At 70.6% G+C, this 25,304-nt stretch carries 18 protein-coding genes; 7 read left to right on the top strand and 11 right to left on the bottom strand.

The features are described from left to right. Positions 1-8 precede the first annotated feature (8 nt). Positions 9-926: a LysR family transcriptional regulator gene (locus OG730_RS04110; protein ID WP_327302862.1), complete on the top strand. Its 918-nt coding sequence runs from the start codon at positions 9-11 to the stop codon at positions 924-926. A 304-nt stretch (positions 927-1,230) separates the two neighbouring features. On the opposite strand, the gene OG730_RS04105 is transcribed toward OG730_RS04110, so the two are convergent. Next, on the bottom strand, positions 1,231-2,274 hold the full coding sequence (locus tag OG730_RS04105; RefSeq protein ID WP_327302861.1) for a LacI family DNA-binding transcriptional regulator: 1,044 nt from the start codon (positions 2,272-2,274) through the stop codon (positions 1,231-1,233). A 268-nt stretch (positions 2,275-2,542) separates the two neighbouring features. On the opposite strand from OG730_RS04105, the gene OG730_RS04100 reads away from it, so the two are divergent. The 5 genes from OG730_RS04100 to OG730_RS04080 all read left to right on the top strand — a co-directional run bounded on the left by OG730_RS04100 (position 2,543) and on the right by OG730_RS04080 (position 11,037). Beyond that, positions 2,543-3,859, top strand: a complete 1,317-nt coding sequence (locus OG730_RS04100) for an ABC transporter substrate-binding protein (RefSeq protein ID WP_327302860.1) — start codon at positions 2,543-2,545, stop codon at positions 3,857-3,859. Between the two features lie 125 nt (positions 3,860-3,984). After that, positions 3,985-4,869 (top strand): carbohydrate ABC transporter permease, encoded by an 885-nt coding sequence (locus tag OG730_RS04095; RefSeq protein WP_327302859.1) that lies wholly within the window; start codon positions 3,985-3,987, stop codon positions 4,867-4,869. 3 nt (positions 4,870-4,872) lie between these two features. After that, a complete protein-coding gene (locus tag OG730_RS04090; protein WP_327302858.1) occupies positions 4,873-5,781 on the top strand; it encodes a carbohydrate ABC transporter permease in 909 nt (302 codons plus the stop codon). Next, complete coding sequence (locus OG730_RS04085; RefSeq protein ID WP_327302857.1) at positions 5,778-8,426, top strand: family 78 glycoside hydrolase catalytic domain; 2,649 nt, start codon at positions 5,778-5,780, stop codon at positions 8,424-8,426. Before OG730_RS04090 ends, OG730_RS04085 begins: the two co-directional genes overlap by 4 nt. Before the next feature lie 133 nt (positions 8,427-8,559). After that, on the top strand, positions 8,560-11,037 hold the full coding sequence (locus tag OG730_RS04080; protein WP_327302856.1) for a glycoside hydrolase family 3 protein: 2,478 nt from the start codon (positions 8,560-8,562) through the stop codon (positions 11,035-11,037). 69 nt (positions 11,038-11,106) lie between these two features. Here OG730_RS04080 and OG730_RS04075 read toward each other — a convergent pair whose 3' ends face one another. From OG730_RS04075 to rhaI, 6 genes are all read right to left on the bottom strand, one after another. Then, on the bottom strand, positions 11,107-11,754 hold the full coding sequence (locus OG730_RS04075) for a LutC/YkgG family protein (RefSeq protein WP_327302855.1): 648 nt from the start codon (positions 11,752-11,754) through the stop codon (positions 11,107-11,109). After that, positions 11,751-13,229, bottom strand: coding sequence for a lactate utilization protein B (locus OG730_RS04070; RefSeq protein WP_327302854.1), 1,479 nt, complete (start codon positions 13,227-13,229; stop codon positions 11,751-11,753). Before OG730_RS04070 ends, OG730_RS04075 begins: the two co-directional genes overlap by 4 nt. After that, positions 13,226-13,981, bottom strand: coding sequence for a (Fe-S)-binding protein (locus tag OG730_RS04065; RefSeq protein ID WP_327302853.1), 756 nt, complete (start codon positions 13,979-13,981; stop codon positions 13,226-13,228). The genes OG730_RS04070 and OG730_RS04065 overlap by 4 nt, the downstream gene beginning before the upstream one ends. A gap of 74 nt (positions 13,982-14,055) precedes the next feature. After that, positions 14,056-15,528, bottom strand: coding sequence for a rhamnulokinase (locus OG730_RS04060; RefSeq protein WP_327302852.1), 1,473 nt, complete (start codon positions 15,526-15,528; stop codon positions 14,056-14,058). Then, the gene (locus tag OG730_RS04055) at positions 15,525-17,564 is read right to left on the bottom strand and encodes a bifunctional aldolase/short-chain dehydrogenase (RefSeq protein WP_327302851.1); all 2,040 of its coding nucleotides are present in this window, start codon (positions 17,562-17,564) and stop codon (positions 15,525-15,527) included. Before OG730_RS04055 ends, OG730_RS04060 begins: the two co-directional genes overlap by 4 nt. A gap of 59 nt (positions 17,565-17,623) precedes the next feature. After that, the gene (gene rhaI / locus OG730_RS04050; protein WP_327302850.1) at positions 17,624-18,784 is read right to left on the bottom strand and encodes an L-rhamnose isomerase; all 1,161 of its coding nucleotides are present in this window, start codon (positions 18,782-18,784) and stop codon (positions 17,624-17,626) included. Positions 18,785-18,991: 207 nt separating this feature from the next. Here rhaI and OG730_RS04045 point away from each other — a divergent pair, with 207 nt between their 5' ends. Next, positions 18,992-20,011 (top strand): LacI family DNA-binding transcriptional regulator, encoded by a 1,020-nt coding sequence (locus OG730_RS04045; protein WP_327302849.1) that lies wholly within the window; start codon positions 18,992-18,994, stop codon positions 20,009-20,011. Positions 20,012-20,328: 317 nt separating this feature from the next. Here the strand turns inward: OG730_RS04045 and OG730_RS04040 are convergent, their stop codons facing one another. The 4 genes from OG730_RS04040 to OG730_RS04025 all read right to left on the bottom strand — a co-directional run bounded on the left by OG730_RS04040 (position 20,329) and on the right by OG730_RS04025 (position 25,278). Further along, positions 20,329-21,540 carry a PucR family transcriptional regulator gene (locus OG730_RS04040; protein ID WP_327302848.1) on the bottom strand — a complete coding sequence of 404 codons (1,212 nt, stop codon included), beginning with the start codon at positions 21,538-21,540 and terminating at the stop codon, positions 20,329-20,331. 215 nt (positions 21,541-21,755) lie between these two features. Further along, positions 21,756-22,700 (bottom strand): hypothetical protein, encoded by a 945-nt coding sequence (locus OG730_RS04035; protein WP_327302847.1) that lies wholly within the window; start codon positions 22,698-22,700, stop codon positions 21,756-21,758. Positions 22,701-22,839: 139 nt separating this feature from the next. Then, positions 22,840-24,477, bottom strand: coding sequence for a DUF6801 domain-containing protein (locus OG730_RS04030; protein ID WP_327302846.1), 1,638 nt, complete (start codon positions 24,475-24,477; stop codon positions 22,840-22,842). Between the two features lie 165 nt (positions 24,478-24,642). Then, positions 24,643-25,278 (bottom strand): PraA/PraB family alkane oxidation protein activator, encoded by a 636-nt coding sequence (locus OG730_RS04025; protein ID WP_327302845.1) that lies wholly within the window; start codon positions 25,276-25,278, stop codon positions 24,643-24,645. Between the last annotated feature and the right edge of the window lie 26 nt (positions 25,279-25,304).

The raw sequence follows: 25,304 nt of genomic DNA, 5'->3' as shown, positions 1-25,304 counted from the left end.
GAAATGCCGTGAATCTGGCCCGTCTGGACCTCAACCTCGTGGTGGCTCTGCGCGCCCTGCTGGAGGAGCGCAACGTCACGCGGGCCGGGCAGCGCGTCGGGCTCAGCCAGCCGGCCATGAGCGCCGCCCTGGGGCGATTGCGCCGTCACTTCGACGACGACCTGCTCGCCCGGGTCGGCGGCCACTACGAGCTCACCGCCCTCGGGCAGGTGCTGCTCGACCGCACCTCCACCGCATACGACGTGCTGGAGCGGCTCTTCTCCAGCCAGGCGAGCTTCGATCCCGCCAAGGAGAGCCGGGAGTTCAGTCTGGTGGCGTCCGACTACGCCGTCGCCGTCTTCGGAGCCGAGTTCGCCCGCGTCGTACACGAGGAAGCCCCCGGCATCCGGCTGCGCTTCACCCAGACGCCCGTCACCGTCGTCGACGACACGGCCAGCCTGCTCAGCGCCACCGACGGCGTACTGATGCCGCACGGGGTCATCAGTGATTTCCCGGCCACCGATCTCTACGACGACCGCTGGGTCTTCATCGTCTCGGACGATCATCCGAGCGTCGAAGAGCACCTCACCCGCCAGGATCTCGCCCGTCTGCCATGGGTCGCCTACCGGCGGACGTACGACGCTCCCGCGGTGCGGCAACTGGGCATGCTCGGCATCGAGCCCCGGGTCGAGGTCTCCGTCGACAGCTTCCAGCTCCTCCCGCTCCTGGTGGCCGGCACCCGCAGGATCGCCCTGGTCCAAGCCCGTCTGGCCGAGCTCCTCGCGCCGTTCACGGCCGTGCGCGTCTTGGAACCGCCGTACGAGGCGGTGCCGCTGCGTGAGGCGCTCTGGTGGCATCCCGTCCACACCCACGACGCCGCCCACATCTGGCTGCGCGAGACGGCCGCGCGCGTCGGCCGACGCATGGGGGACGCGCCCGGGGCCTGAAGCGCGGGGTGCCACACGGGCCGACCTGACGGGGCCTGTCCAGGGGCACCCATCCATGCGACAGATGATCAGCATCAGGAACATGAATCACGCAGTGGGTGGGCAAAGCATCTCGGACCGCCCATAGTCGTGTACATCGAGCGCACGCGCCGATGACACCCCCGCCGCCCGGGCGCCAGGGCCAACCTCGCCCTCCCGCTTCCTCGGCCCTGCGTTCCGGACTTCAGCCATGCCCCCACACACTGCCTGGCGCGTCGCGCTGTCCTCCCCGCAGGCGGGACAACGAGGAGGTGTCGGCCGTGGTCTAACGGGCTCGCGGCGCCGTCGTGCTGCCGCGCACCACCAGGCGCGGCGTCATGGTGGTCTGCATGGCCCGGTCCCGTCGGCCCTCCACGCGGTCGATGAGCATGCGTGCCGCGGTGGCCCCCATGGTGTGTCCCGCCTGGTCGACGCTGGTGAGCTGTACGGGAGCCAGGGCCGCGAGGGCGGTGTTGTTGTAGCCGACCAGCGACAGGTCCCGCGGGATGCGCAGGCCGAGCTCGTGCGCGGCCCGGTAGATGCCGAGCGCCGCGACGTCGGCGCCCGCCATGATGGCGGTCGGTGGGCGCCGCGCCGTCAGCAGGGCCATGCCCGCTTCGAAGCCGCCCTCGTCGGAGTAGGCGGCATGCTGGACACGGGCGTGCGCCCCCAGGCCGTGGTGGTCCATGGCCGCCAGGTAACCGCTGGTCAATACGGCTTCCGGGGTCCGCCGCCAGGCGCCGGCCTTGGTCCCGGACGCGGAGACCAATGCGATGTCCCGGTGGCCCAGCTCGGTGAGATGGTCCACGACCAGGCCCGCTCCGATGCCGTCGGCGTCCACCACCGAGTCGTGCGCGTCCGCTGTGTCGTGATGGCCGATGACGACGGTCGGTGTGGTCGCGGCCGTCGCCAGGACCTCGGGACGCGGGCAGCCCGGGGCGATGAGGACGAGGCCGTCCATCTGGCGGTCCACCATGGCGCGAACGGTCCGGGTCTGGGCCTCGGCGCCGAACCCCGCCGCGCCGATCATCACGGTGTACGCGCCGTCCTGCAGCTCGTCGTGGATTCCGTCGAGGATGTCGGCGAAGAACGCGTTGCGGATGTTGTCCAGCAGGACGCCGACGGTGTAGGTCCGGCCCCTCATGCCGCGTGCCGCGGTGTGGGGCCGGTAGTCCAGCTCGGCCATGGCCGCGTGGACCTTCTCCCGCATCGCCGGACTCGATCCGTACGCGTTGCGCAGGACCTTCGAGACCGCGGCAGTGGACACGCCGGCGTGCCGTGCGACATCGGTGATCGTCACCCGCTTCTTGGGCTTCGGCGTCGCGTCCATGGGCCATCACTCCGATCTCGCCTCGCAATGCAACGGTCTACATCGCTAACGGCACAGTACGTCAACGCCAAGGGCTTATTTCGCAGGAGTTACAGATCCGTGTCTTGACTCTTCGCGAGGAAGGGGCGCAGTGTTTGAGCCACCCGAGTGGAGAACGTTCTACACACTTTCTCGCCGAGGGTCCGCCCGTCGCCACTTCCGACGGCCTTTCTCCTCTCTCCTCTCTCCTCACCACCCACCTCTCCGTACCGATGACAGGGAGACCTCTGTGTCCAACAACCCGCGCCGTGCCCGCCGAGCGCGCCGGACCGCCTTCACGGCCGGCACCGCCTCGGTCGCCCTGCTCGTCACCGCCTGCGGGGGCACCGGCGGCAGCACCGCGGCCGCGCCCAAGGAGTTCAGCTACCTGAGCGCAACGGAGAACACCACCGTCAAGAACGTGCTGACCACCCTCTCCAAGGAGGCGTGCGCCGCGGAGAACAAGGCGCGTCCGCTCAAGGTCGAGAACGTGCCGCAGAGCAGCCTCGACCAGAAGCTGCAGCTCCTCGCCGGACAGGACGCGCTCCCGGTCCAGTTCGCCGCGGGCAACTCTCCCGCCCTCACCGGTCAGCTCGACAAGTCCGGCAAGATCGCGGACCTGGAAGGAGAGCTGTCGCTCCTCGGTGTGTACGACCAGCTCCAGCCGGCGGCCGTCTCCACGATCAAGGCGCTGTACGACGGCAAGGTCAGCGTGCTGCCGTACGAGTACAACATCGAGGGGATCTTCTACAACAAGAAGCTCTTCCAGGACCGCGGCGTGGCCGTTCCCACCACCTGGGACGAGCTCACCGCGAGCGCGGAGAAGCTGCGGGCCGGCGGCGTGCAGCCGTTCTCCGCCGCGGGCAAGGAGGGGTGGCCGCTGACCCGTGTGCTGAGCGGCTACCTCTACCGCAGCCTGGGCCCGGACGCGCTCCAGGACATCCGGAGCGGAAAGGCCAAGCTCACCGACCCCGCCTACGTGAAGGCCGCCCAGGAGATCGCCGACCTCGGCAAGAAGGGGTACTTCGGTGAGGGCGTCGCCTCCATCAGCTACGACGTCGCCATGAACCAGTTCCTCTCCGGCAAGGCCGCCATGTTCTACATGGGCAGCTGGGCGCTGGCCAACATCGCCGACCCGAAGGTGAACACGGTCGGCGTCGAGAACATCGGTTTCATGCCGTTCCCCACGGTCGCCGGCGGCAAGGGCTCCGCCGACCAGTACCCGTCCAACGTGGGTCTGGGCATCACCCTGGGCGCGAAGTCCTTCGACGGCAAGACGGGGGACTGGGTGGCCTGCATCGCCAAGAACTACGGCAGCACGGCGCTCAAGGACGCGGGAACGATCTCGGGCTTCAAGACGAACACGCCCGTCCAGGACGCCAACGCGGTCACCGCGCAGATCCGCAAGACCATCGGTGACTCGAAGCAGAACGTCCTCTGGTTCGAGGCGCTGTTCGGGACCAAGGCCACCACCGTGAGCACCTCCAACGCGGCGTCGCTGGTCAACGGAAGCATGAGCCCCCAGCAGTTCATGCAGACCGTCCAGGACGCCCTGAAGAACCAGTAGGCCCGTAGGCCGGCAAGCCGGGCGGCGAGCGGCCCCGACCGGCTCGGGAGTCCCGCGGCGCCATCGCCCGGGCTTCCGAGCCCTGCCGCCCGCGCCCCACCACCTCGACGAACTGGACACCACCTATGCACCGTGTACTCGGTGACCGCAGGGCCATCCTGATCCTCCTGGGCCCCGCCCTGCTCGTCTACTCCCTCATCATGCTGGTCCCGATGGTGTGGTCACTGGGGTACTCCTTCACCAAGGGCAACTCCATCGACGGCTTCACCGGCAACGGACTGGCCAACTTCGAGCGCCTGTTGACCGACCCCGCCGTCCACGAGGCCTTGTGGTTCACCCTCAAGTTCTCCTTCGTCGTCACGATCGGCCAGGTGCTCGCCGGCTACCTGCTCGCCCTGCTGTACGTCTTCCACCTCAAGCGGGCGTCGGCGCTCGTGCGCACCCTGGTCTTCTTCCCCGTGGTGCTGCCCACCGTCGCCGTGGGACTGCTCTTCCAGAACCTGTTCCAGGTCGCCCCGCAGCCCGGACCGGTCAACTCCCTCCTGGGCGCCCTCGGACTGGAACCGGTCGACTGGTTCGCGAGCGGCGGCACCGCCTTCTGGGTGCTGATCGTGATGGAGATCTGGCGTTCCATGGGCTTCTACGCCGTGCTGCTGTTCGCCGGCCTCGTGGACATACCCGACGAGGTGCTGGAGTCCGCACGCCTGGACGGGGCTTCGGGCCTGCGACTCGTACGCCACATCGTGCTGCCGCTGTCCTTCCCGGTCCTGATGTCGTCGCTGATCTTCAGCATCAACGGAACCCTGAAGATCTTCGACGCCGTCGTCGCCCTCACCAACGGCGGCCCGGGCAGCTCCACGACCCCACTGACCCTGTACATGTTCCAGACGTCCTTCACCTACGGCGAATACGGCTACGGCAGCACCATCGCGCTCCTGCTGACCGTGGTGAGCCTGCTGGTGTCGCTGGTCGTCTTCCGCCTCACGCGGCGCGACCTCACGAAGGGCTGACCCATGGCCGTTGACACACCCCTGAAGTCCACTCCGCGCGGGCACCGCCGCGGTCTCCCGGCCGCAGGCCGCCCGCCGCGCCGCCGCGGAAGAGCCCGGCCGTGGGTGATGCGCGTCGTCGTCGCCCTGCTCCTGGTCGTCGAGACCTATCCGCTCGTGTGGATGTTCCTCACCTCGGTCAAGTCCAACGCCGACTACCTGAACAACCCGAGCTGGAGCCTGCCGACCACCTGGGAGTGGGGGAACTACACGGAGGCGTGGACGACCGGAAACATCGGCCTCTACGTCCAGAACAGCGTGATGGCGGTCGTCCCGTCCCTGGCCCTCATCCTGCTCCTGGGCACCGCTGCCGGCTTCGCCCTGCAGATCATGGTGTGGAAGGGGCGGAGCCTGACCCTGGTGGTCTTCCTGGTGGGCATGATGGTGCCCCCGCAGATGATCCTCCTGCCCCTGTTCACCCTCTACTTCCAGACCGGTCTCTCGGGCACCCTGTGGCCGCTGATCCTCACCTACACGGGCACCGGACTGCCGCTCACGGTGTTCATGATGGCCACCTATTACAAGACCGTGCCCAGGGAGCTGTTCGAGGCCGCCACCATCGACGGAGCCGGCATCCTGCGCGCCTTCTGGACCATCAGCCTGCCCGTGGTCCGCAACGCGGTCCTCACCGTCGCCCTCGTCCAGTTCTTCTTCATCTGGAACGACCTGCTGATCGCGCTGACCTTCACCAACAGCCAGGACCTGCGGACCGTCCAGGTCGGCCTGCTCAACTTCACGGCCGACTTCGGTGCGACGCAGTACGGTCCGCTCTTCGCGGCGATCTGCATCAACGTCTTCGGCACCCTGGCGATCTACCTCTTCCTCAACCAGAAGGTGATGAAGGGCCTGACCGGCGGAGCGGTGAAGGGATGACGGCAGACACCACCGCCCACCTCGCCCGCCCGCTCGCGGAAAGGCCTCCCATGGCGTCGGCTCAGCCCGGTCCGGTGTCGTTCGAGCACCTGCCGGACGGCCTCGGCATCGGCGCCGCCGCACCGCGCCTGACGTGGGAGCTGCCGGCGGGCACGGGACCGCAGGACGCGTACGAACTCGAACTCGACCGCGGCGGCCACCGCCACCGCACCGCCCGTATCGACAGCGCCGAGACGGTCCTCGTCCCGTGGCCCGGCGAAGACCTTGCTTCACGCGAGCGCGTGGCCGTCCGCGTCCGGGTCTGGACCGGCGACGCGGCCCGGCCGTCCCGGTGGAGCGAACCCGCCGCCGTCGAGGCTGGCCTGCTCGATCCCGCCGACTGGCGGGCCGTACCCGTCGGTGCCGCCTGGCCGGAGGACCACGACGCCGAGCGGCGCCCGGCACGCGTCCGCAAGGACTTCCGCGTCGAGCGGCCCATCAGCCGGGCCCGTCTCTACGTCACCGCGCACGGACTGTACGAGGCCGAGATCAACGGCCGCCGCGTCGGCGACGACGCACTCGCCCCGGGCTGGACCGTCTACCCGAAACGGCTGCGCTACCGCACCTACGACGTCACCGATCACCTCGCCGAGGGCACCAACACCATCGGCGCCTGGCTCGGCGACGGCTGGTACCGGGGCCGGTACGGCTTCGACGGCGGCACCCGCAACATCTACGGGACCGACCTGTCCCTCATCGCCCAGCTGGAGATCACCCACGACGACGGCACCACCACCGTCATCGCCACGGACGCCTCCTGGAGCGCCGCCCCCGGACCGATCCTGACCAGCGGCCTCTACGAGGGGGAGGCGTTCGACGCCCGACTCGACGACCCCACCTGGTCCACGCCGTCCGCGGCCGACACCGGCTCCTGGAAGCGGGTCCGCGTCGGGCGGCGAGACCCTCGCACCCTGGTCGCACCTGAAGGCCCACCGGTGCGCCGGACCCAGGAGATCGCCCCGGTCGCCATCACCCGTACCGGCGAGGGTCGTTACCTTCTCGACTTCGGCCAGAACCTCGTCGGCCGCCTCCGGATCACCGTCGACGGCCCGGCCGACACCACCATCACCCTGCGCCACGCCGAAGTGCTTCAGGACGGGGAGCTCGCCACGCGCCCACTGCGCGAGGCGGTCTCCACCGACACCCTCGTCCTGTCCGGCGACGGGCCCTACACATGGGAGCCCCGCTTCACCCTGCACGGGTTTCGCTACGCGGAAGTCGCGGGCTGGCCAGGCGAATTGAATGCCGATGAGGTGACCGCCCGGGTCTACCACACCGACATGCGGCGCACCGGCTGGTTCGAGTGCAGCGACCCGCTGGTCAACCGGCTGCACGAGAACGTCGTGTGGAGCATGCGCGGCAACTTCGTGGACATCCCCACCGACTGCCCCCAGCGAGACGAACGCCTCGGCTGGACCGGCGACATCCAGGTCTTCGCCCCCACCGCGAGTTTCCTCTACGACTGCGCCGGCATGCTCGACTCCTGGCTCACCGACGTCCGCCTGGAACAACTGCCCGACGGTACGGTGCCCTGGTACGTCCCCGTCATCCCCGGCGCACCCATGTGGACGCCCATCCAGCCGGGCGCCGCCTGGGGAGACGTCGCCACCCTCACCCCCTGGGTGCTCTACCAGCGCTTCGGAGACCTTCAACTCCTGCGCCGCCACTACCCCATGGGCAAGGCCTGGGTCCACCTGCAGGAGCGCCTGGCCGGCCCGGGTCACCTGTGGGACACCGGCTTCCAGCTCGGCGACTGGCTCGATCCCGCGGCGCCACCGGAAGACCCCGCCGCCGGGCTCACCGACCGGTACCTGGTCGCCACCGCGTACTTCGCCCATTCCGCCCGCCACCTGGCCCGGTCCGCGGCGGAACTCGGCAACGCGACCGACGCCCAGAGGTACACGAAGCTCGCCGACGACGTCGTATCCGCCTTCCGGCGCGCGTACGTACTGCCCTCCGGGCGCATGACCAGCGACACTCCCACCGCCTACGCGCTCGGGCTCGCCTTCGATCTGCTCGCGCCCGCACAGCGCCCGGCCGCCGGTGACCGGCTGGCCCGACTCGTCCTCGACGGCGATGCCCGCATCGCCACCGGCTTCGTGGGAACGCCGCTGATCTGCGACGCCCTCACCGATACCGGCCATCTCGACGTCGCCTATCGGCTGCTGCGGCAGACCGAGTGCCCTTCGTGGCTCTACCCCGTGACCCAGGGCGCCACGACGATATGGGAGCGCTGGGACAGCCTGCGCCCCGACGGCAGCCTCAATCCGGGCGGCATGACCTCCTTCAACCACTACGCCCTGGGAGCCGTCGCCGACTGGCTGCACCGCGTGGTCGGCGGCATCGTCCCCGTCGCACCCGGCTCGCGCGCACTCGTCTTCCGCCCGCGTCCCGGCGGCGACATCACCTGGGCGCGGACCCGCCATCAGACCCCCTACGGTACCGCGGCACTGTTCTGGGAACAGGCCGACGGCACGATGACCGTGCAGGTCACCGTGCCCGCGGGCTGCACGGGAACCGTGGAACTTTCCGGCCGTCCGCCGCATGGTCTGGGTCCCGGCGAGCACACGCTCAGTACTGCGGTCGCCGGTCCGAAGGCGGCATGAGGGCGTTGCGTTCCTGATCGTCCCCGCCCGGGGCCAGAGGCCCCACCCAAGCCGGGGCCGGCCGTGCCCTGACACACGGCCGGCCCCTCTTCACCGCCCACGACGGCCCGCACATCCGGTTCGGAGACCCGCTATGAACAGCCGCACGCCCGACTCCGCCTCAGCGGTCACGACAGATACCGCCGACACGGCCGAGCCCGTACCCGAGGTCTCCACCACCTCGCGTCCTTCCGCCGAGGACCGAGCCGGTGCTCTGCTCGCGCGCATGACCGCCGCCCAGAAGGAGTCGCTCGTACGCGCCGACTTCACCTCCCTGAAGGAGCTGGGCATCCCGGCCCTGACGATGGTCGACGCGTCCGCGGGCCTGCGGGGCGAACAGAACGTGACCGCCTTCCCCGTTCCGCTTGCCCAAGCCGCCACCTTCGACGAGGAACTGGCAGGCCGGATCGGGGAAGCCATCGGCGAGGAAGGCCGCGCCAAGGGCTTCAACAACCTGCTGGGCCCCACGGTCGACCTCGTCCGGACCTGGCACTTCGGGCGCCAGGCCGAGACCCTCGGGGAAGACCCGCTGCTCGCGGGGCGTTTGGGAGCCGCCCTCACGGCCGGGATGCAGAGCCGCCACGTGACCGCGACCGTCAAGCACTTCGCCGCCTACACGCAAGAGGCCGGACGGCTCTCCATCGATACCCACGTCCCCGAGCGGGCCCTGCGCGAGATCTACCAGGCCCCGTTCCGCCACGTCCTGGCGGCGGTCCCGTACACGTCGGTCATGCTGGCCTACCCGAAGATCAACGGCACGTTCGCGACGCAGAGCCCCGCACTGCTCTCGGACCTCAAGGACGGCCTCGGACTGTGCGGTTACACCGTGCCCGACTTCTGGGCCGGTGACGACCAGATCGCCGCGGTCCGGGCGGGCATGGACCTCGCGGGCCTCGGTCCGGTCGGAGTGAAGATCCCTGCCGGCGGCCTGACGGACGGCTCGATCCCCGCGACCCGGCTCGACGACGCCGCGCGCCGTATCCTCGTCACCCTCTTCGCCACCGGCCTCTTCGACCACCCCGTGACGGAACCGGCCGCCGATGTCAGTACGGCATCGCACCGAGCGCTCGCCGTCGAGGCCGCGGTCTCAAGCACCGTTCTGCTGACCAACCGCCGCGCGGCCCTGCCCCTGCCGACCGGGCTGACCTCCCTCGCCGTCATCGGGCCTGCCGACACCGATGCCTTCACCGGCGTCAGCGGGTCCACCTACGTCGACCCCGGTGCCTGGACCACACCCTTCCAGGCCATCCGCGCCCGCGCCGACCAGGAGGACCTTCTCGTCACGCAGGCCCAGGGCACCCTCGGGGACCTGCCGCTCGCCGTCGTCCCGCAGACCTCCCTGCGCACCGCTGACGGGTCCTCCGGGCTGGACGGCACCTACTACGCCGGTTCCGACGCCTCCGGCACCCCCGTGCTGAGAAGGACCGACGCGACGGTCGACTTCGCCGTCACACCGGACGAGGGCCTTCCCGAGATCTGGTCCGCGACATGGACCGGCACGCTGACGCCCGCCGCCGATGGCCTGCACCGCCTCTCGCTGCTTCCCGCCGGCACCGCGAAGCTGACGATCGACGGCGTCACCGTCGTCTCCGGCACCCGACACTGCCGCCGCTTCTTCCTCGGCACCTACGACTACCCCCTCCAGGGCGCCATCGAGCTGACCGCGGGCCACCCGGTCACCGTGGAGCTGGAGTACACCAACGCCACCGCGGACACCAACACCTGCGGCCTGACCTTCGGCTGGCAGCCCGACTCCCTCATCCCGGCCGCCGTGGAGACCGCGCGCGCCGCCGACGCTGCCGTGGTCGTCGTCAACCGGATCGCCGGCGAGGACATGGACCACCACCAGCTCGACCTGCCCGGTGACCAGAACCAGCTGATCCGCGCCGTCGCCGCCGCGAACCCGCGCACCATCGTGGTCCTCAACACCGACGGCCCCGTGGCCATGCCCTGGCTCGACGACGTGGCGGCCGTCCTGCACACCTGGTACGGCGGCCAGGGCACGGGTACGGCACTGGCACAGGTCCTCTTCGGCGACACCGACCCCGCCGGCCGGCTGCCCGTCACCTTCCCCGCGGCTCCCTCGCAGGGGCCGGGTACCACGCCCGCCTCCTACCCCGGTACCGGCGGCGCCGTCTCCTACGACGAGGGAATCGCGGTCGGCTACCGCTCCTACGACGCCGAGGGGCAGCAGCCGCTGTTCCCCTTCGGCCACGGCCTCTCGTACACGTCCTTCACGTACGGCTCCCTGGCCGTCGCGCGCGGCGGGCACGAGACGGGCACCACCGTCTCGGTCACCCTCACGAACACCGGCTCGCGGCCGGGCACCGAGGTCGTCCAGACGTACGCCACCCTCCCCGAGGCCGCCCGAGCCGAGCCGCGCCGCCTCGTGGCGTTCCGCAAGATCACCTTGAAGGCGGGGGAGTCCACGCGCCTCGCCTTCACCGTCCCCGACCAGGACCTGACCGTGTGGGACTCGGGGACCTGGGCCCTCACACCCGGCACGTACAGCTTCGCTGTGGGCAGCTCGTCGAGGAGCCTCGCCGGAGAGCAGGCCGTCCAACTGGGCTGACGAACGTACCCGATTACCTGTGGACGCCCCCTCACCCATCGGGTGAGGGGGCGTCCACAGGTATGTGCGTCAGCGCCCACCGAGCAGCACCACCTCCAAAGCGCGGGGGCCGTGCACCCCCTCGACCCGGTCCAGCTCGATGTCGCTGGTCGCGGAGGGCCCCGAGATCCAGGTGAGCGGCCGGGCCGGATCGAGCCGTTCGAGGGCCTGGGGGAGGGAGGAGACGAGCTGGTCCGGGACGTGGACGACGCAGATGTGATGGTCGGGCATCAGCGTGATGCGACGGCGCCCCTGGTCGGGGGAGCCGTCCAGGACCAGGGTGCCGGTCTCCGCGATGGCCACGGCGCATCCGGTGACGACGCTGTCGGCCTTCTCCAGTTCGTAGGCGCTGCTCGCGGCCCGATCATGGACACGGGTCACCTCGCTCGCCCCGAGCCAGTCCGCCGGCAGCCCCGGTGGAACCAGGACGCTCGTCGCACCGCGCTCGGTGAGCAACCGGGCGAGCAGGGCCGGCAGACCGTCGGCATCGGTGCGGTGCACCACGGCCCGGTACTCGCTCAGGTTCTCGGCGAGGAGCGCGGCGGTCTCCTCCCGGGTGCGCGTCCCGTGTTCGCGCAGATAGTCGCGGGTGACGGCATCCGCGTACGCGTGGTCGCCGGCGGGCACGTCGGCCAGCGCCCGCCGGATGCGGCCGAGAACGATCTCTCTGCTGCTCACTGCGCCTCTCCCTTTCCACCGTTCGTACGCTGCCACCAGTCGCGGAAGGGCTCCGCCGGCATCGAGGGAAGATCCCGGCTCGCCGACCAGGCCCGACCCGGGCCCGGGAGCGTACGGGGATGGAGGCGCCGGGTGCGGGCAGCGAAGCGCTGACCGGTGCGCAGGACGCCCGGGCTGCCCAGCACCCAGCGGGCCGCGCGCATCGCCGCCCGCTCCGCCGCGTGCCCCCGGGCGGGCCTGAGGACGACCTTCTCGCCGCGGGTGACCGCCGGGCCTCCCTGGGCGACGCGCTCCCGCAGGTGGACCAGGACCTCGGGGATGTCGATGGCGACCGGGCACACGTCGTAGCAGGCGCCGCACAGCGAGGAGGCATAGGGCAGCGAGGCATCGATCTCGGAGGTGGTGCCGCGCAGTTGGGGGCTGAGGATCGCACCGATCGGCCCGGGATAGACGGAGCCGTAGGCGTGGCCGCCGGCCCTCTCGTACACCGGGCAGACGTTGAGGCAGGCGGAGCAGCGGATGCAGCGCAGCGCCTGGCGGCCCACCTCGTCGGCGAGGGTGTCGGTGCGGCCGTTGTCGAGCAGCACCAGGTGGAAGGCGGTCGGCCCGTCGCCGTCGATGGTGCCGGTCCACGTGCTCGTGTACGGGTTCATGCGTTCGGCGGTCGAGGAGCGGGGCAGGGTCTGGAGGAAGACCTCCAGGTCCCGCCAGGTCGGAACGACCTTCTCGACGCCGACGACGGAGATGAGGGTCTCGGGCAGCGTCAGGCACATGCGGCCGTTGCCCTCCGACTCGACGACCACGAGGGTGCCGGACTCGGCGACCATGAAGTTCGCCCCCGAGATCGCGACCTTCGCGCGCAGGAACTTCTCCCGCAGGTGCAGTCTGGCCGCCTCCGCGAGCTCGGCCGGCTCGTCCGTGAGGCCCTCCGGCGCCGGACGGCCCCAGTTCTTCATCGTGTCGTGGAAGATGTCGCGGATCTCGCCGCGGTTGCGGTGGATGGCGGGGACGAGGATGTGAGAGGGCCGGTCGTCGGCCAGCTGGACGATGAGCTCGGCGAGGTCGGTCTCGTAGGCCCGGATGCCCTCGGCCTCCAAGGCCTCGTTGAGGCCGATCTCCTGGGTGGCCATCGACTTGACCTTCACGACTTCGGTCTCGCCGGTGGCTTTCACCAGGTCCGCGACGATCCGGTTGGCCTCGGCGGCGTCGCAGGCCCAGTGGACGATGCCACCGGCGGCCGTGACGGCTTCCTCCAGCTGGACGAGGTAACGGTCGAGGTGACGGAGCGTGTGGTCCTTGATCTGCTTCCCCGCCTCCCGCAGGGCTTCCCAGTCCTCGAGTTCGCCGACGGCGCGGGCCCGTTTGTCGCGGATGGTGTGGGTGGCGTGCCGGAGGTTGGCACGCAGCCGCTCGTCCCCGACGGCCTCACGGGCTGCTTTCGGGAACGCCGGCATTCCTAGGAAGGTTCCGCTCACCGCGCGGACCTCTCTTCCGTGCTCGCGAGGATCTCCGCTATGTGGACCGGTCGCATGTCCACCTTCAGCCGGGACATGGTCCCGCCGAGGTGCATCAGACACGAGTTGTCCGCCGCGCAGAGCGCCTGCGCGCCCGTCGACTCGGCGTTGCGGATCTTGTCGGCACCCATCGCGGCCGAGACGTCGGCGTTCTTCACCGCGAAGGTGCCGCCGAAGCCGCAACACTCGTCCGCACCCGGCAGCTCGACCAGCTCAAGTCCCTTGACGGCCCGCAGCAGCTGGTACGGACGCTCTCCCAGGCCGAGGCTGCGCAGCCCGTGGCAGGTCGGGTGGTAGGTGACGGTGCGGGGGTAGTACGCGCCGACGTCCGTCACCCCCAGCACGTCCACGAGGAACTCCGTCAGCTCGTACGTCGCGGGCACCACGGGGGCCAGGTGGGCGGACAGGGTCCCGCCGCGGCCCTCGGCCTCCGCCCGTTCGCCCATCCGCGGGTACAGCTCGCGCACCATCGCGGCGCACGACCCGGACGGTGTGACGATCGCGTCGTAGCCGGTGAACACGTCGGCGAAGTGCAGGGCGAGCGGTTCGGCCTCGTGCCGATAGCCGGTGTTGTAGTGCGCTTGCCCACAACAGGTCTGAGCCATGGGGAAGTCGACGTCGACGCCCAGCCGGGTCAGGAGCTTCACCACCGCCTTGCCGGTGTCGGGGTACAACGTGTCGTTCAGACACGTCAGGAACAGGGCGACGCGCATGGTGCTCCTTCGTAGCGACGGTTGGACCGCGGGTGGGCGCGGGGGACACTTCGACCCGCGCCCGCCCACAGCGGTCAGGGAGGGGTGATCCGCTCGGCTGCGGCGGCCCAGGCCGCCCGGTCGCCGGCCGGTTCGTAGCGGGTCAGGGGCTGGGAGCGCGTCAACAGCTCCCGCATGGCCGCGCGATCGCCGACGAGTCCCTGGGCGCGCGCCTGTACGAGCACGTTCCCGAGGGCTGCCGCCTCCGCCGGACCGGCCACCACCGGCAGCCCGCACGCGTCGGCCGTCAACTGGCACAGCAGGGCGTTGCGTGCTCCGCCGCCCACGATGTGAATGACGTCGACCTCCCGGTCGGCGAGGCGCTGTGCGTCCTGGACGGCCTTACGGTGGGCGAGTGCCAGGGAGTCGAGGATGCACCGCGTCGTCTCGGCGGGTGTGCGCGGCACCGGCTGGCCCGACCTTCGGCAGGCCTCGGCAATGCGCTGCGGCATCCGGCCGGGGGCAAGGAAGGCGGGGTCGGCGGCGTCCACCACGGAGACGAGCCCCGGAACCTCCGAGGCGGCCTTCAGCAGCGGAACGAGACCGGCGCCTTCCCACTCCCGTTCCCGCATGCACTCCTGCAGGAGCCACAGCCCCATGACGTTGCGCAGGTAGCGCACGGTCCCGTCGATCCCCAGTTCGTTGGTGAAGTTCGCGCGGCGGCTTGCTCCGGTCAGGACGGGCGAGTCGAGCTCCAGGCCGACCAACGACCAGGTGCCGGTGCAGATGTACGCGAAGCGCTCGTCACGCCCCGCGGGTACGGCGACGACGGCCGACGCGGTGTCGTGCGAAGCGACCGTCGTGACCGGCACCGGACCGGCCACCCCCGTGGCGTCGAGGACCTCGGGCAGCAGGAGGCCCGCGGGATCGCCGGGATGCCGCAGGGGCGGGAACAGGCTGAGGTCCATGTCCGCGGCATCGGCGACGGCGTACGACCAGCTTCCCGTGCGCGGGTCGAGCAGCTGGGTGGTGGAGGCATTGGTGAGCTCGGTCCCCTCCTGGCCCGTCAGCCAGTAGGAGACCAGGTCCGGGATCAACAGGAGCCGCCGAGCGGCGGCCAACTGCGCGGTGCTCCGGGCGGCCGTCAGTTGGTACAGCGTGTTGAAGGGCGCGTGCTGAATGCCGGTCTGCGCGTACAGTCGCTCGGCCGGGGCCTTGGACCACACCTTTTCAGGCACTCCCTCGGTGCGGGCGTCCCGGTAGTGCACGGGATTGCCGAGCAGGGCGCCGTCGTCGTCGATCAGCCCGTAGTCCACGGCCCAGCTGTCGATCCCGACCGAGGCGAGGCGTCCACCGGTGGTGGCTCCGGCCGCGCGCAGCCCGTCGAGGACGCCCGCGTACAGCCCGAGGATGTCCCAGTGCAGCGTGGCACCGGCGCGCACCGGCCGGTTGGGGAAGCGATGGGCCTCGGTCAGTTCCAGGGTGCCGGGGCCGACGCGGCCGACCATGACGCGTCCGCTGGACGCGCCGAGGTCGACCGCGGCGAACGGCTGCGGCTCCGTGCTCATCGCAGGAACGCGGCGGCGACGCCGGCGTCGACGGGGACGTGCAGGCCGGTGGTGTGGCTGAGGTCGCCACTGGTGAGCACGAGCACCGCGTTCGCGACGTGCTCGGGCAGGACCTCGCGCTTGAGGAGGGTGCGCTGGGCGTAGAACTCGCCGAGCTTCTCCTCCTCGATGCCGTACGTGGCCGCGCGCTGGGCTCCCCAGCCGCCGGCGAAGATCCCCGAGCCCCGGACGACGCCGTCGGGGTTGACCCCGTTCACGCGGATGCCGTGTTCCCCGAGCTCGGCGGCGAGCAGGCGGACCTGGTGTGCCTGGTCGGCCTTGGTGGCGGAATAGGCGATGTTGTTCGGGCCGGCGAAGACGGCGTTCTTGGACGCGATGTAGACGATGTCGCCGCCCAGGCCCTGGTCCCGCATGATCCGCGCGGCCTCTCGGGAGACGAGGAAGGAGCCGCGGGCCATGATGTCGTGCTGGAGGTCCCAGTCCTTGGCGGTGGTCTCCAGGAGCGGCTTGGAGATGGAGACGCCGGCGTTGTTGACGACGAGATCGACGCCGCCGAAGGCGAGCAGAGCCTCCTGGAACGCGCCGGTGATCTGCTCCTCCGAGGTGACGTCGACGCGGACCGCCACGGCCCGGTCGGAGCCGCCGAGCTCTTCTGCGACGGCCGCGGCGTTGTCCTCGTTCAGGTCGGCGACCACCACGCAGGCCCCCTCCGCCGCCAGCCGGTGGGCGATCGCCCTGCCGATGCCGCTGCCCGCGCCCGTGACCAGCGCGATACGGGTGGCCAGCGGCTTGGGCGCGGGCATCCGCCGCAGCTTGGCCTCCTCCAGCTCCCAGTACTCGATGCGGAACTTCTCGGCCTCGTCGATCGGCAGGTAGCTGGAGACGGCCTCCGCGCCGCGCATCACGTTGATCGCGTTGACGTAGAACTCGCCCGCCACGCGCGCGGTCTGCTTGTCCTTGCCGAAGGAGAACATGCCGACCCCGGGCACCAGCACGATCGCGGGATCCGCACCGCGCAGGGCGGGGGAGTCGGCGGTCGCGTTGCGCCGGTGGTAGGCGGTGTACTCCTCGCGGTAAGCGAGGTGCAGTTCCCGCAGGCGGGCGACCGCCTCTTCAAGGGGTGCGGTGGGCGGCAGGTCGAGGACCAGGGGCCGTACCTTGGTGCGCAGGAAGTGGTCGGGGCAGGAGGTGCCCAGCGCGGCCAGCCTCGGGTGCTCGGCGCGGGCGACGAAGTCGAGTACGGCCTCGCCGTCGTTGAAGTGCCCTACCTGCGCCCGGTCCTGGGAGGCGATGGCCCGGATGTGCGGAGCCAGGGCGGCGGCCCGGGCCCGGCGGTTCTCCTCCGGCAGCGGCTCGTATCCGCTGATGACCGGACCGAACGGCTCCGGCCGGCCACGCTCGCCGAGGAACCGCTCGGCGGTACGGATGATGTGCAGCGAGTTGCGCCGGCAGTCCTCGCTGGAGTCGCCCCAGGCCGATATGCCGTGGCCGCCGAGGACACAGCCGATGGCCTGCGGGTTCGCCTCCTTGACGGCGGCGATGTCCAGGCCGAGCTGGAATCCGGGGCGCCGCCAGGGCACCCACACCACCGTGTCGCCGAAGCACTCGGCGGTCAGCTTCTCACCGTCCGCCGCGCAGGCCAGTGCGATCCCCGAATCCGGGTGGAGGTGGTCGACGTGCGCGGCGTCCACCAGGCCGTGCATGGCCGTGTCGATGGAAGGCGCGGCCCCGCCCTTGCCGTGCAGGCAGTAGTCGAAGGCGGCCACCATCTCGTCCTCGCGCTCCACGCCGGGATAGACGTCCACGAGGGCGCGCAGCCGGTCGAGGCGCAGGACGGCGAGCCCGTCCTCCGTGAGGGTGCCGAGGTCGCCGCCGGAGCCCTTGACCCACATCAGCTCGATGTCGCCGCCGGTGACGGGGTCGGTCGAGGTGCCCTTCGCGGAGGTGTTGCCGCCCGCGTAGTTGGTGTTGCGCGCGTCCGCGCCGAGCTGGTGAGAGCGCTCCAGCAGAGCGGCGGCTTCGGGGTGCAGAGTCATATCGCTACGTGTCCTCAGGTCCGTGACGGGGGGAGTGGGGGTACGGGCGGTGGCGGGGCTCACGCACCCCAGCCCGCCTGCGCGCCGCCGACTCGCTCGGCGGCGGTCTTCTGCGCCCAGCCGGAGCGGTGGTACGCGCCGACCGGGTCGGCGTCCAGGCCCAGCTCTTCCCGGACCTCGGCGAGCAGGGGCCGTACATCGGTGTTGTAGGCGTCCATGAGGACCGCGTTCGCGGCCAGGACATCGCCGGAACGCTGGGCCGCGGCCAGCGCGTCCCGGTCGACGAGGAGGGCCTTCGCGGTCGCCTCCTGCACGTTCATCACCGAGCGGATGATCGCGGGGATCTTCGCCTCGATGTTGTGGCACTGGTCGAGCATGAAGGCCACGTCCGGAGTGAAGCCGCCGCCGCGGATCACCTCGTACATGATCCGGAAGAGCTGGAAGGGGTCCGCGGCGCCCACCATCAGGTCGTCGTCGGCGTAGAAGCGCGAGTTGAAGTCGAAGGCGCCGAGCTTCCCTTCGCGCAGCAGCGTGGCGACGATGAACTCGATGTTGGTGCCCGGCGCGTGGTGCCCGGTGTCCACGACGACCTTCGCCCGCTCGCCCAGCTTCAGGCAGTGCGCGTAGGCGGTGCCCCAGTCCGGTACGTCCGTGGCGTAGAAGGCGGGCTCGAAGAACTTGTACTCCAGAAGCATCCGCTGGTCCTCGCCCAGCCGGCCGTAGACCTCGGCGAGGGCCTCGGCCAGTCGGTCCTGGCGTGCGCGGATGTCGTCCTGGCCGGGGTAGTTGGTGCCGTCCGCGAACCACAGCTTCAAGTCCCTGGACCCGGTGGCGTCCATGATGTCCACGCACTCCAGGAGGTGACCGACCGCCTTCTTCCGGACCTTCGGATCGGGGTGACAGACGCTGCCCAGCCTGTAGTCGTCGTCCTGGAAGACGTTCGCGTTGATCGCGCCCAGACGCAGTCCGCGCCGGGCCGCGTCCGCGGCGAGAGCCCCGTAGTCGTCCACGCGGTCCCAGGTGATGTGCAGGGCGACGCTCGGCGCGGCCCCGGTCAGCTCGTGGACCCTGGCGGCGTCGTCGAGCTTCTCCTGCGGGGTACGGGGCACCCCGGGCTGGGAGAAGACCTTGAAGCGCGTGCCGGAATTGCCGTACGCCCACGACGGCGTCTCGATGGCCTGGGTCTTCAGGGCAGCCTTCACGGCGGCGTGGTCGGTCACTGGGCGCTCCTGCGGCATGAAGATGAAATGAAACGATTCAATTTCTTGCTCGGAAGCTAAGAGCTTGGCTGGGAACCTGTCAAGCCTCCCTGTCTCGCGCAGCGGCGGCCGCCTTCCGCTGATGCGGGAGGCGCGATTAAAACGATTCATCCAGTAACCTGGACGTCCGTGTCGTTGTCAGCCCGTACTGCCTGGAGGTCTGGGCCCATGGCCCCATCGGTGGGGATCAAGGACGTCGCCCGCGCTGCCGCGGTGTCCGTGGGAACGGTCTCGAACGTGATCAACCGACCGGATTCGGTCTCCGAGAGCACCAGGCTCCGGGTGCAATCCGCGATCGACCGGCTCGGCTACGTACGCAGCGAGTCCGCGCGCCAGCTACGCGCCGGCCACAGCCGGATCCTGGGGCTGCTCGTCCTGGACATGGCCAACCCCTTCTTCGTCGACATCGCGAAGGGTGCCGAACGGGCCGCGCGCCGGGCGGGGCTGGGCGTCATGGTGTGCAACAGCGGGCAGAGCCCCGCCGAGGAGGCCGAATACCTCGCGCTCTTCGCGGAGCAGCGGGTGCGGGGCGTCCTCCTCACACCCGCCGACGCCAGTGGCCGCAACCTCGAGGCGTTCCGGCGGCACGGCATTGCCTTCATCGTCGTCGACCGGGTCGCCGAGGGCGCCGACCAGTGTTCGGTCTCGGTCGACGACGTGGTCGGCGGGACCCTGGCCGTACGCCACCTCATCGATGCCGGGCATCGTTCCATCGGCTACGTGTCCGGGCCCGAGGAGCTCAGCCAGGTCAGGGACCGGCGCACCGGGGCATGGAACGCGCTGACCGAAGCCGGCCTGGCGCGGTCGGCGCTGTTGGAGCTGCCGGCCGGAACCCTCGACGTGGCCGCGGGCCGGGACGCGGGATCCCGCTTCCTGGGCCTGTCCGACCGGCCGACCGCGGTCTTCTGCGCCAACGACCTGCTGGCCCTCGGATTCCTCCAGACCATGTACGCCGCCGGCGTGCGGGTCCCCGACGACGTGGCCCTCGTCGGCTACGACGACATCGAATTCGCCGCGGCGGCCGCGGTCCCGCTGACATCCGTCCGGCAGCCGGCCGTCACGATGGGCATGATGGCGGCCGAGATGCTCCTCGAGGAGACGGGTGAGGCCGGGGCCGCACACGAGCACCGGCACATCGTGCTGCAGCCGGAACTGGTGGTGCGCGGTTCCTCTCTGCCCTCACGTTGAACGAGTGTCCGCGCGGGGGCAGGGCGGCGTAGATCTGCACGACCTCGGTGCCGCGACGGCTGCCGGTGTTCGTGACGGTTACCGCGAAGGTCACGCTCCTCCCGGCAGGGGTCAAGGCTGCCTCAAGGGCCCCGTGGGCGAGCGGCCGGCTCACTCGAAGAAGAACTGCTCGCGCTCCGATCCAATGCCGGGGGAAACGAATCTTCCTGGTCGCAGTCCTCCCCGGATCGCGCCGATGCCGTCGGGTGTGGATCGGGACGGGAACCGGCGACGCCCGTGAAGGTTTGACGTCCGGTCGAAGCGGCCGGGGTGCCGGGTCATTCCGCGTAGTCGTTGCCCTGGAGATGGAGCGAGCGCAGGGCCGCCTCCAGGGTGAAGCGGTGGTCCGGGTCCGTGATGCGGTCGCCCAGGCGGGCGTCCAGGTTGCGCAGGCGGTAGCGGACGGTCTGCGCGTGGACACCGAGCACCTCGCCGACCTGATCGGCGGGGGCGCGCGTGGAGATGTGGACGCGCAGCGTCTCGACCAGGCGCCCGCGCCGGGAGCCGGTGAGTCCGCTGAGCGGGGCCAGTTCGCGGGCGGCGATGTGGGTGACGAGCGCCGGGTCGGACAGGAGCCACAACGTTGTCAGGTGGTCCTCGCAGCGCACGACCGGTCGGTTGGGCACGATCCCGTCGTCGATGAGCTGGAGCACCTTCCTGGCCCACCGGATGGAGTCGGCGGCCTGCGGCGGTGGCACGGTCAGGCCGATGACGGCCGAGGCGCCCGCGAGGGCGGATTCGAGCATCGCCAGACGCTCGGGGGTGAGGGGGCCGGGGATCAGCAGGTGCGGATGCGGGATGCCGAGATCCGCGAGGACGTCCCGGTCCAGGCAGGTCCGTATGGCGTCGGGTGCCGGGGCCCGTAAGGCCACCAGGGTGCACTGGGTGGGGAGTTCCCACGCCGCCTGTTCGCACAGCTCGGCGATGGTCGCCTGCGGCAGGGGCGAGCCGACGAGGATGAGGTGGAGCAGTTGCCTGCGTAACGCCGACACCTCGGAGGCCGCACGCGCCCGTACCTCCGCGTACCCCTCGCGCGCGAGGGCCTCCAGTTCGTCTACGTAGGCGAAGAGCGCGTCCGCGAAGGCGAGGATGAGGGAGGGGGATAATTTGTACCGGCGGCCGAGGGTCTTGGCCCGGCGGAGCGCGATGCGCGCGCCGAGTCGGTAGGCCCCCTGGAGGGTCTCGAGGTCGCGGCCCTCGTAGGCCTCCACCCGGCCGAACTTGCGCAGGAGTTCGTCGCGCAGGACCGAGCTCGCGCCGGGGTCGGCGACGCGGTCCACGAACGTGCCCAGCGCCTGTTCCACACCCTGGCGGATGGCGTCCGCGTTGGGGCCGTTGAGGAGCCGGGTGTACACGGGAAAGGCGCGCTGGACTTCTACTCTGATCTCCTTGATGAGGCCCGGGACCTCGGGCCTCATCAAGGCTGCGAACTCCTTGGGGAGCGGATCGAGCGGTTCGCCGATGTCCGGCGTCTGTGCGATTGAGGGCATGACCGGTCCCTTGCTCTCCTGCGCGCCCGATGGGGAGCGGCGTGGCAGCACCCTGGCTGACTGGAGGGAGCGGGCGCGGCCCGTCAGGTCCATACCTGTTTTGTGGTGCTGACGCTAAATCAAGTTGCTTGCGCTGTACACCACGTGAGCACGAGTTGCGCCGGAGGAAGAGGCGGGGTCGGCGTAATCGGCCGGGAATCGGCCCTGGATGGCGGTTACTTGACCGCGGAGTGCCAGTTGAGGGAGAGCTGCTTGCCCGCGTCGGGGGCCACCGTACCCGGGGCGTAGAGCCCGCCCAGGTAGGTCTGGGTGTTGTTCAGGGTCAGGCTGTTCTTGCCGGCCGCCGACGGCAGGCCGGTCTTGAGGTTGACCGCCGCGTCGATCAGGCCGAAGATCCCCAGGCCGCAGCCGCTGGCGCCGGGGACCGCGAAGGACGTGTCGTACTGGGTGGAGCCGAGGAGGTTGAGGCGGCTCATGTCGCCCTCCTCGTTCGCGCTGCCGTCACCGTTGAACCGATCCACCCCGAACTCGGGGTAGTTGAGGTTCTTCGGCTGCAGGACGATCGGGTTGGTCTTGGTGCCGATGTAGCAGTTGCTGCCCAGGAACGGGTTCTCCAGGTGGATGCGGACGGGGATGTTCACGATCGTCTGGTCGGTGACGACGCCCGCTATCTGGTCGAAGTTCGAGGGGGTGCCCACCGATTCCAGGGTCGCGGTGATCTTGTTGAGCTTGGCGTCCGAGAGCTGCTGGCAGATGGCCGTGATGCCCGGGATGTTGCTCGGACACATCAGCCCGAGGAGGCCGCCGGGCACGGTCGCGGAGTCGGCGATGATCGCCCCGGAGGCGGGCGCGACCACGACGCTGGTGCCGTCGGCGTTCTGGACGACTCCCATCTGGAGGTTGCTGTTGCCGGTGAGGACCGTCGTTTTGCCGAGCTTGATGGACCCGCTGGTGGAGTAGGAGACGACGCACTGGGGTGCCTTGTCCAGGCCGTCCGCCCCGAGCATCGTCGGCGAGTCGACGGGGCAGCGGGTGAACGGACCCCAGCTTCCGTTGAGCGCCGGCGTGGCGGCGGTCGCCGAACCGAGGGAGGCGAACGCGCCGAACGCGGTCAGCGCCGAGAGGGTGGCGAGCCGGGTGCGTGCGGAGGCGAGTGGCATGGAGGTGCCTTTCGATGACGGGGGACGTTCAGGTCTGCGGTACGGGGGTGCGGGGGTGCGGGGGTACGGAGGTGCGGGGGTACGGCGGTACGGAGGTGCGGCGGTACGGGTGGGGACGTGCGTGGTGCGAGGGTGGGGATCAGCGCTCGGGCGTCGGGACCACGTACGGCTGGCGGTCCTCGGTGCACTCGCCCTCGGTCGGTTGCGCCACACTGCAGGTCTGGCCCTGCATCTGCTTGATGTAGTTGCCGGAGCCGGAGATGGACGCGGTCAGCAGCCGGTCCAAGTCCTCACCGCCCGCCCCGCAGCCGGTGAACGCGGGGATGGTCACCTCGCCCGTCAGGGGTCCGCCCGAGGACAACTGGTAACCCGTGGCCGGCTCGCCGGAGATGATCACTCCCTTGCCGAGCATCACCAGGTGCGGGCCGGGGTGCGCGCGCGGATCGGGCTCGGGGGAGCTGAGCGGGCCCGCGGTGCGGCAGGAGGGGCCGACGTCCAGGCGCGTGCCGTTGACCTTGGCGTCCAGTACCCGCAGGACCAGCGGAACGCGCACATAGGTGGTCGCGTAGTTGTTGCCCGTGCTGAAGTCGAGCAGGACGTCCGCCGCGACGCTCATCGGCCCCGCCTGCTCCAGCACCATGGTCGCCGTCGTCGGGGTGAAGCCGAAGGTCAGGAAGGTCGAGGTGAACGGCGGGGTCTGCTTGCGGCCTTGGTGGTCGAGATTGCCTTCCGAGTTCTGGATGATGTGGAAGGTTCCGTCCGGGAACGGGACGAAGTCCGCGGGCCCCTGTTCGATCTGCACGCAGGACAACGGGATCAGTGAAGCGCCGCCCAGTTTGGTGACGTTGGAGTAGCCCGTGATGTATCCGGTGAGCGACTGGCTGGTCGGGTTCTCCTTGACGCAGCGCGGCGCGGGCGGCCTGCCGGCCGCCGGGCCGGAGCGGGCATCGCCGACCTTCGGCGCCTTGCTCTTGCCCTTGCTCTTGCCCTTGTCCCCGGGCGCCGGTGCCGCCGGGGCCCCGGGCGCGGTCGGCCCCTTCGGAGTGCCGGGGCCGGTCGATGGCGCGGGGTCCTCCGGTCGCTCGGTCGCCGGGGCCGTGGGAACCGACGGGGAGGGCGAACCGCTCGGGGCCGGGGTCTGGGAGGTCGGACCGACCGGGACGGTGACCAGTAGGCCGTGGCCGTCGGCGTCCTTCGCGAGGGTGCAGGCCAGGGTCAGGGACGGGGGAACGGCGGGAGCGCCGTCGGCGGTACCGAGGGCGAGGTCGAGGCCGAGGTCCGTGGCCGTGAGGGTGAGGTCGCCGTCGGCGACGGCCGTCACGGTCGGGGCCTCGCCGCTGGTGGTGACGGTCAACGGGCCCTCGGCGGGAACGGCGACGGGCCGGGCGGCGCCGGTGCCGCGCCAGAGGGCCTGTGCCTTCGCTCCCTGCTGGGCGACTTCGAGGGACAGCCTGGTCTCGGGCACCACCGTGGTGGCCTCGAGGGCCGCGAGATCGGCGACGGCCGGGGCCGGGAGCTCGACCGTCGTGGTGACCGCGGTGGGGCGGATCGCCTCACCGGTGGTGGCCCGGCCGGGGAAGGTGGCTTTGATCCGTACCGCGACGCGTTGCGGTCCCGAGGGCAGCGCGCAGTCGTAGGGCAGCTTCGCGGTGACCTCCTGCGACCCCACCGCGGCGGCAGCCGAGGAGAACAGGGGGGCGAGCGCCACGAAGGCGGCGATCGCCGCACCGCGTGCGCGCCCGCGCGGCGTCCGCAGGGCGGGACGGTGGCCTCTCATCACTTGCTCCGCTCGGGGATCGTCCGGGGCACGACGGCCGGCGGGGCCGGTCGGCGTGCCTGGGGTCGGCGTGTCTGGCGGGCGTCGTGGGTCGGCGAACGCCCGGCCGGGTCCCACCGGTCGGGCGTACGAACCCGGGGAGTGCCGGGGGCACTCCCGCACGTCTTACGGGTTGGAGCCGACGATGGTCGGGATGATCGCGGTGCCGGTCTTCTTGACCAGGTAGGCGCCCTTGAAGATCGGCTTGGCGCCGACCGGAACGGCGCTGCCGCAGTTGGTCGAGGAGACCACGTTGAGCTCACCGGTGGTGCTGGAGACCGCGAGCTTGCCCGTCGAGTTGGTGTACGTGCCGGACGCCTTGCCCGTCACGCGGAAGACGCAGGCGCCGACGGTGACCTTGGCGTCGACGTTGCCGATGTAGCCCTTGGTGACGCCGGTCGCGGCGGTGTAGTCCTGTGCCACCACGGTCCACGGGGTGGTGGCGACGGTCGTCACGTTGCCCAGGACGCTGGTGCAGGGCGAGCCGGTGGCGCCGAAGGTGATGGCGCTGATCGAGGCGACGGTGGCGGGGTTGCCGGTCGCGCTGGCCATCGAGCCGGACCCGCCCGAGGTCGTACACGTCATGGCGATGCCGTTGACGCTGAGGACGATGTTCCCGCTGTTCGTCGCCGTGAAGGCGGCGGGGGAGGGGTTGACGGTCCACGTGGTGGACGGCACGGCCGATGCCGTGCCCGCGGTCAGGGCGAGTGCGGCGGCAGCGGCGCCGGTGACGAACGCGAGGTTTCTGAGGGTGTTCTTCATGGCTGTGGGACTCCTTGGGGATTGAC

Origin of the sequence: Streptomyces sp. NBC_01298 (genome assembly GCF_035978755.1) — a bacterium.
GTDB lineage: Bacteria > Actinomycetota > Actinomycetes > Streptomycetales > Streptomycetaceae > Streptomyces.
The sequence above is the reverse complement of the archived record's forward strand: the minus strand, read 5'-3'. Positions and strand labels throughout refer to the sequence as shown.

Coding starts and splice junctions, on each gene's coding strand:
- OG730_RS04105 (WP_327302861.1), bottom strand. CDS start 2,274: ATGGACGCGACGCCGAAGCCCAAGAAGCGGGTGACGATCACCGATGTC.
- OG730_RS04095 (WP_327302859.1), top strand. CDS start 3,985: ATGCACCGTGTACTCGGTGACCGCAGGGCCATCCTGATCCTCCTGGGC.
- OG730_RS04090 (WP_327302858.1), top strand. CDS start 4,873: ATGGCCGTTGACACACCCCTGAAGTCCACTCCGCGCGGGCACCGCCGC.
- OG730_RS04085 (WP_327302857.1), top strand. CDS start 5,778: ATGACGGCAGACACCACCGCCCACCTCGCCCGCCCGCTCGCGGAAAGG.
- OG730_RS04080 (WP_327302856.1), top strand. CDS start 8,560: ATGAACAGCCGCACGCCCGACTCCGCCTCAGCGGTCACGACAGATACC.
- OG730_RS04065 (WP_327302853.1), bottom strand. CDS start 13,981: ATGCGCGTCGCCCTGTTCCTGACGTGTCTGAACGACACGTTGTACCCC.
- OG730_RS04060 (WP_327302852.1), bottom strand. CDS start 15,528: ATGAGCACGGAGCCGCAGCCGTTCGCCGCGGTCGACCTCGGCGCGTCC.
- OG730_RS04055 (WP_327302851.1), bottom strand. CDS start 17,564: ATGACTCTGCACCCCGAAGCCGCCGCTCTGCTGGAGCGCTCTCACCAG.
- OG730_RS04045 (WP_327302849.1), top strand. CDS start 18,992: ATGGCCCCATCGGTGGGGATCAAGGACGTCGCCCGCGCTGCCGCGGTG.
- OG730_RS04040 (WP_327302848.1), bottom strand. CDS start 21,540: ATGCCCTCAATCGCACAGACGCCGGACATCGGCGAACCGCTCGATCCG.
- OG730_RS04035 (WP_327302847.1), bottom strand. CDS start 22,700: ATGCCACTCGCCTCCGCACGCACCCGGCTCGCCACCCTCTCGGCGCTG.
- OG730_RS04030 (WP_327302846.1), bottom strand. CDS start 24,477: ATGAGAGGCCACCGTCCCGCCCTGCGGACGCCGCGCGGGCGCGCACGC.
- OG730_RS04025 (WP_327302845.1), bottom strand. CDS start 25,278: ATGAAGAACACCCTCAGAAACCTCGCGTTCGTCACCGGCGCCGCTGCC.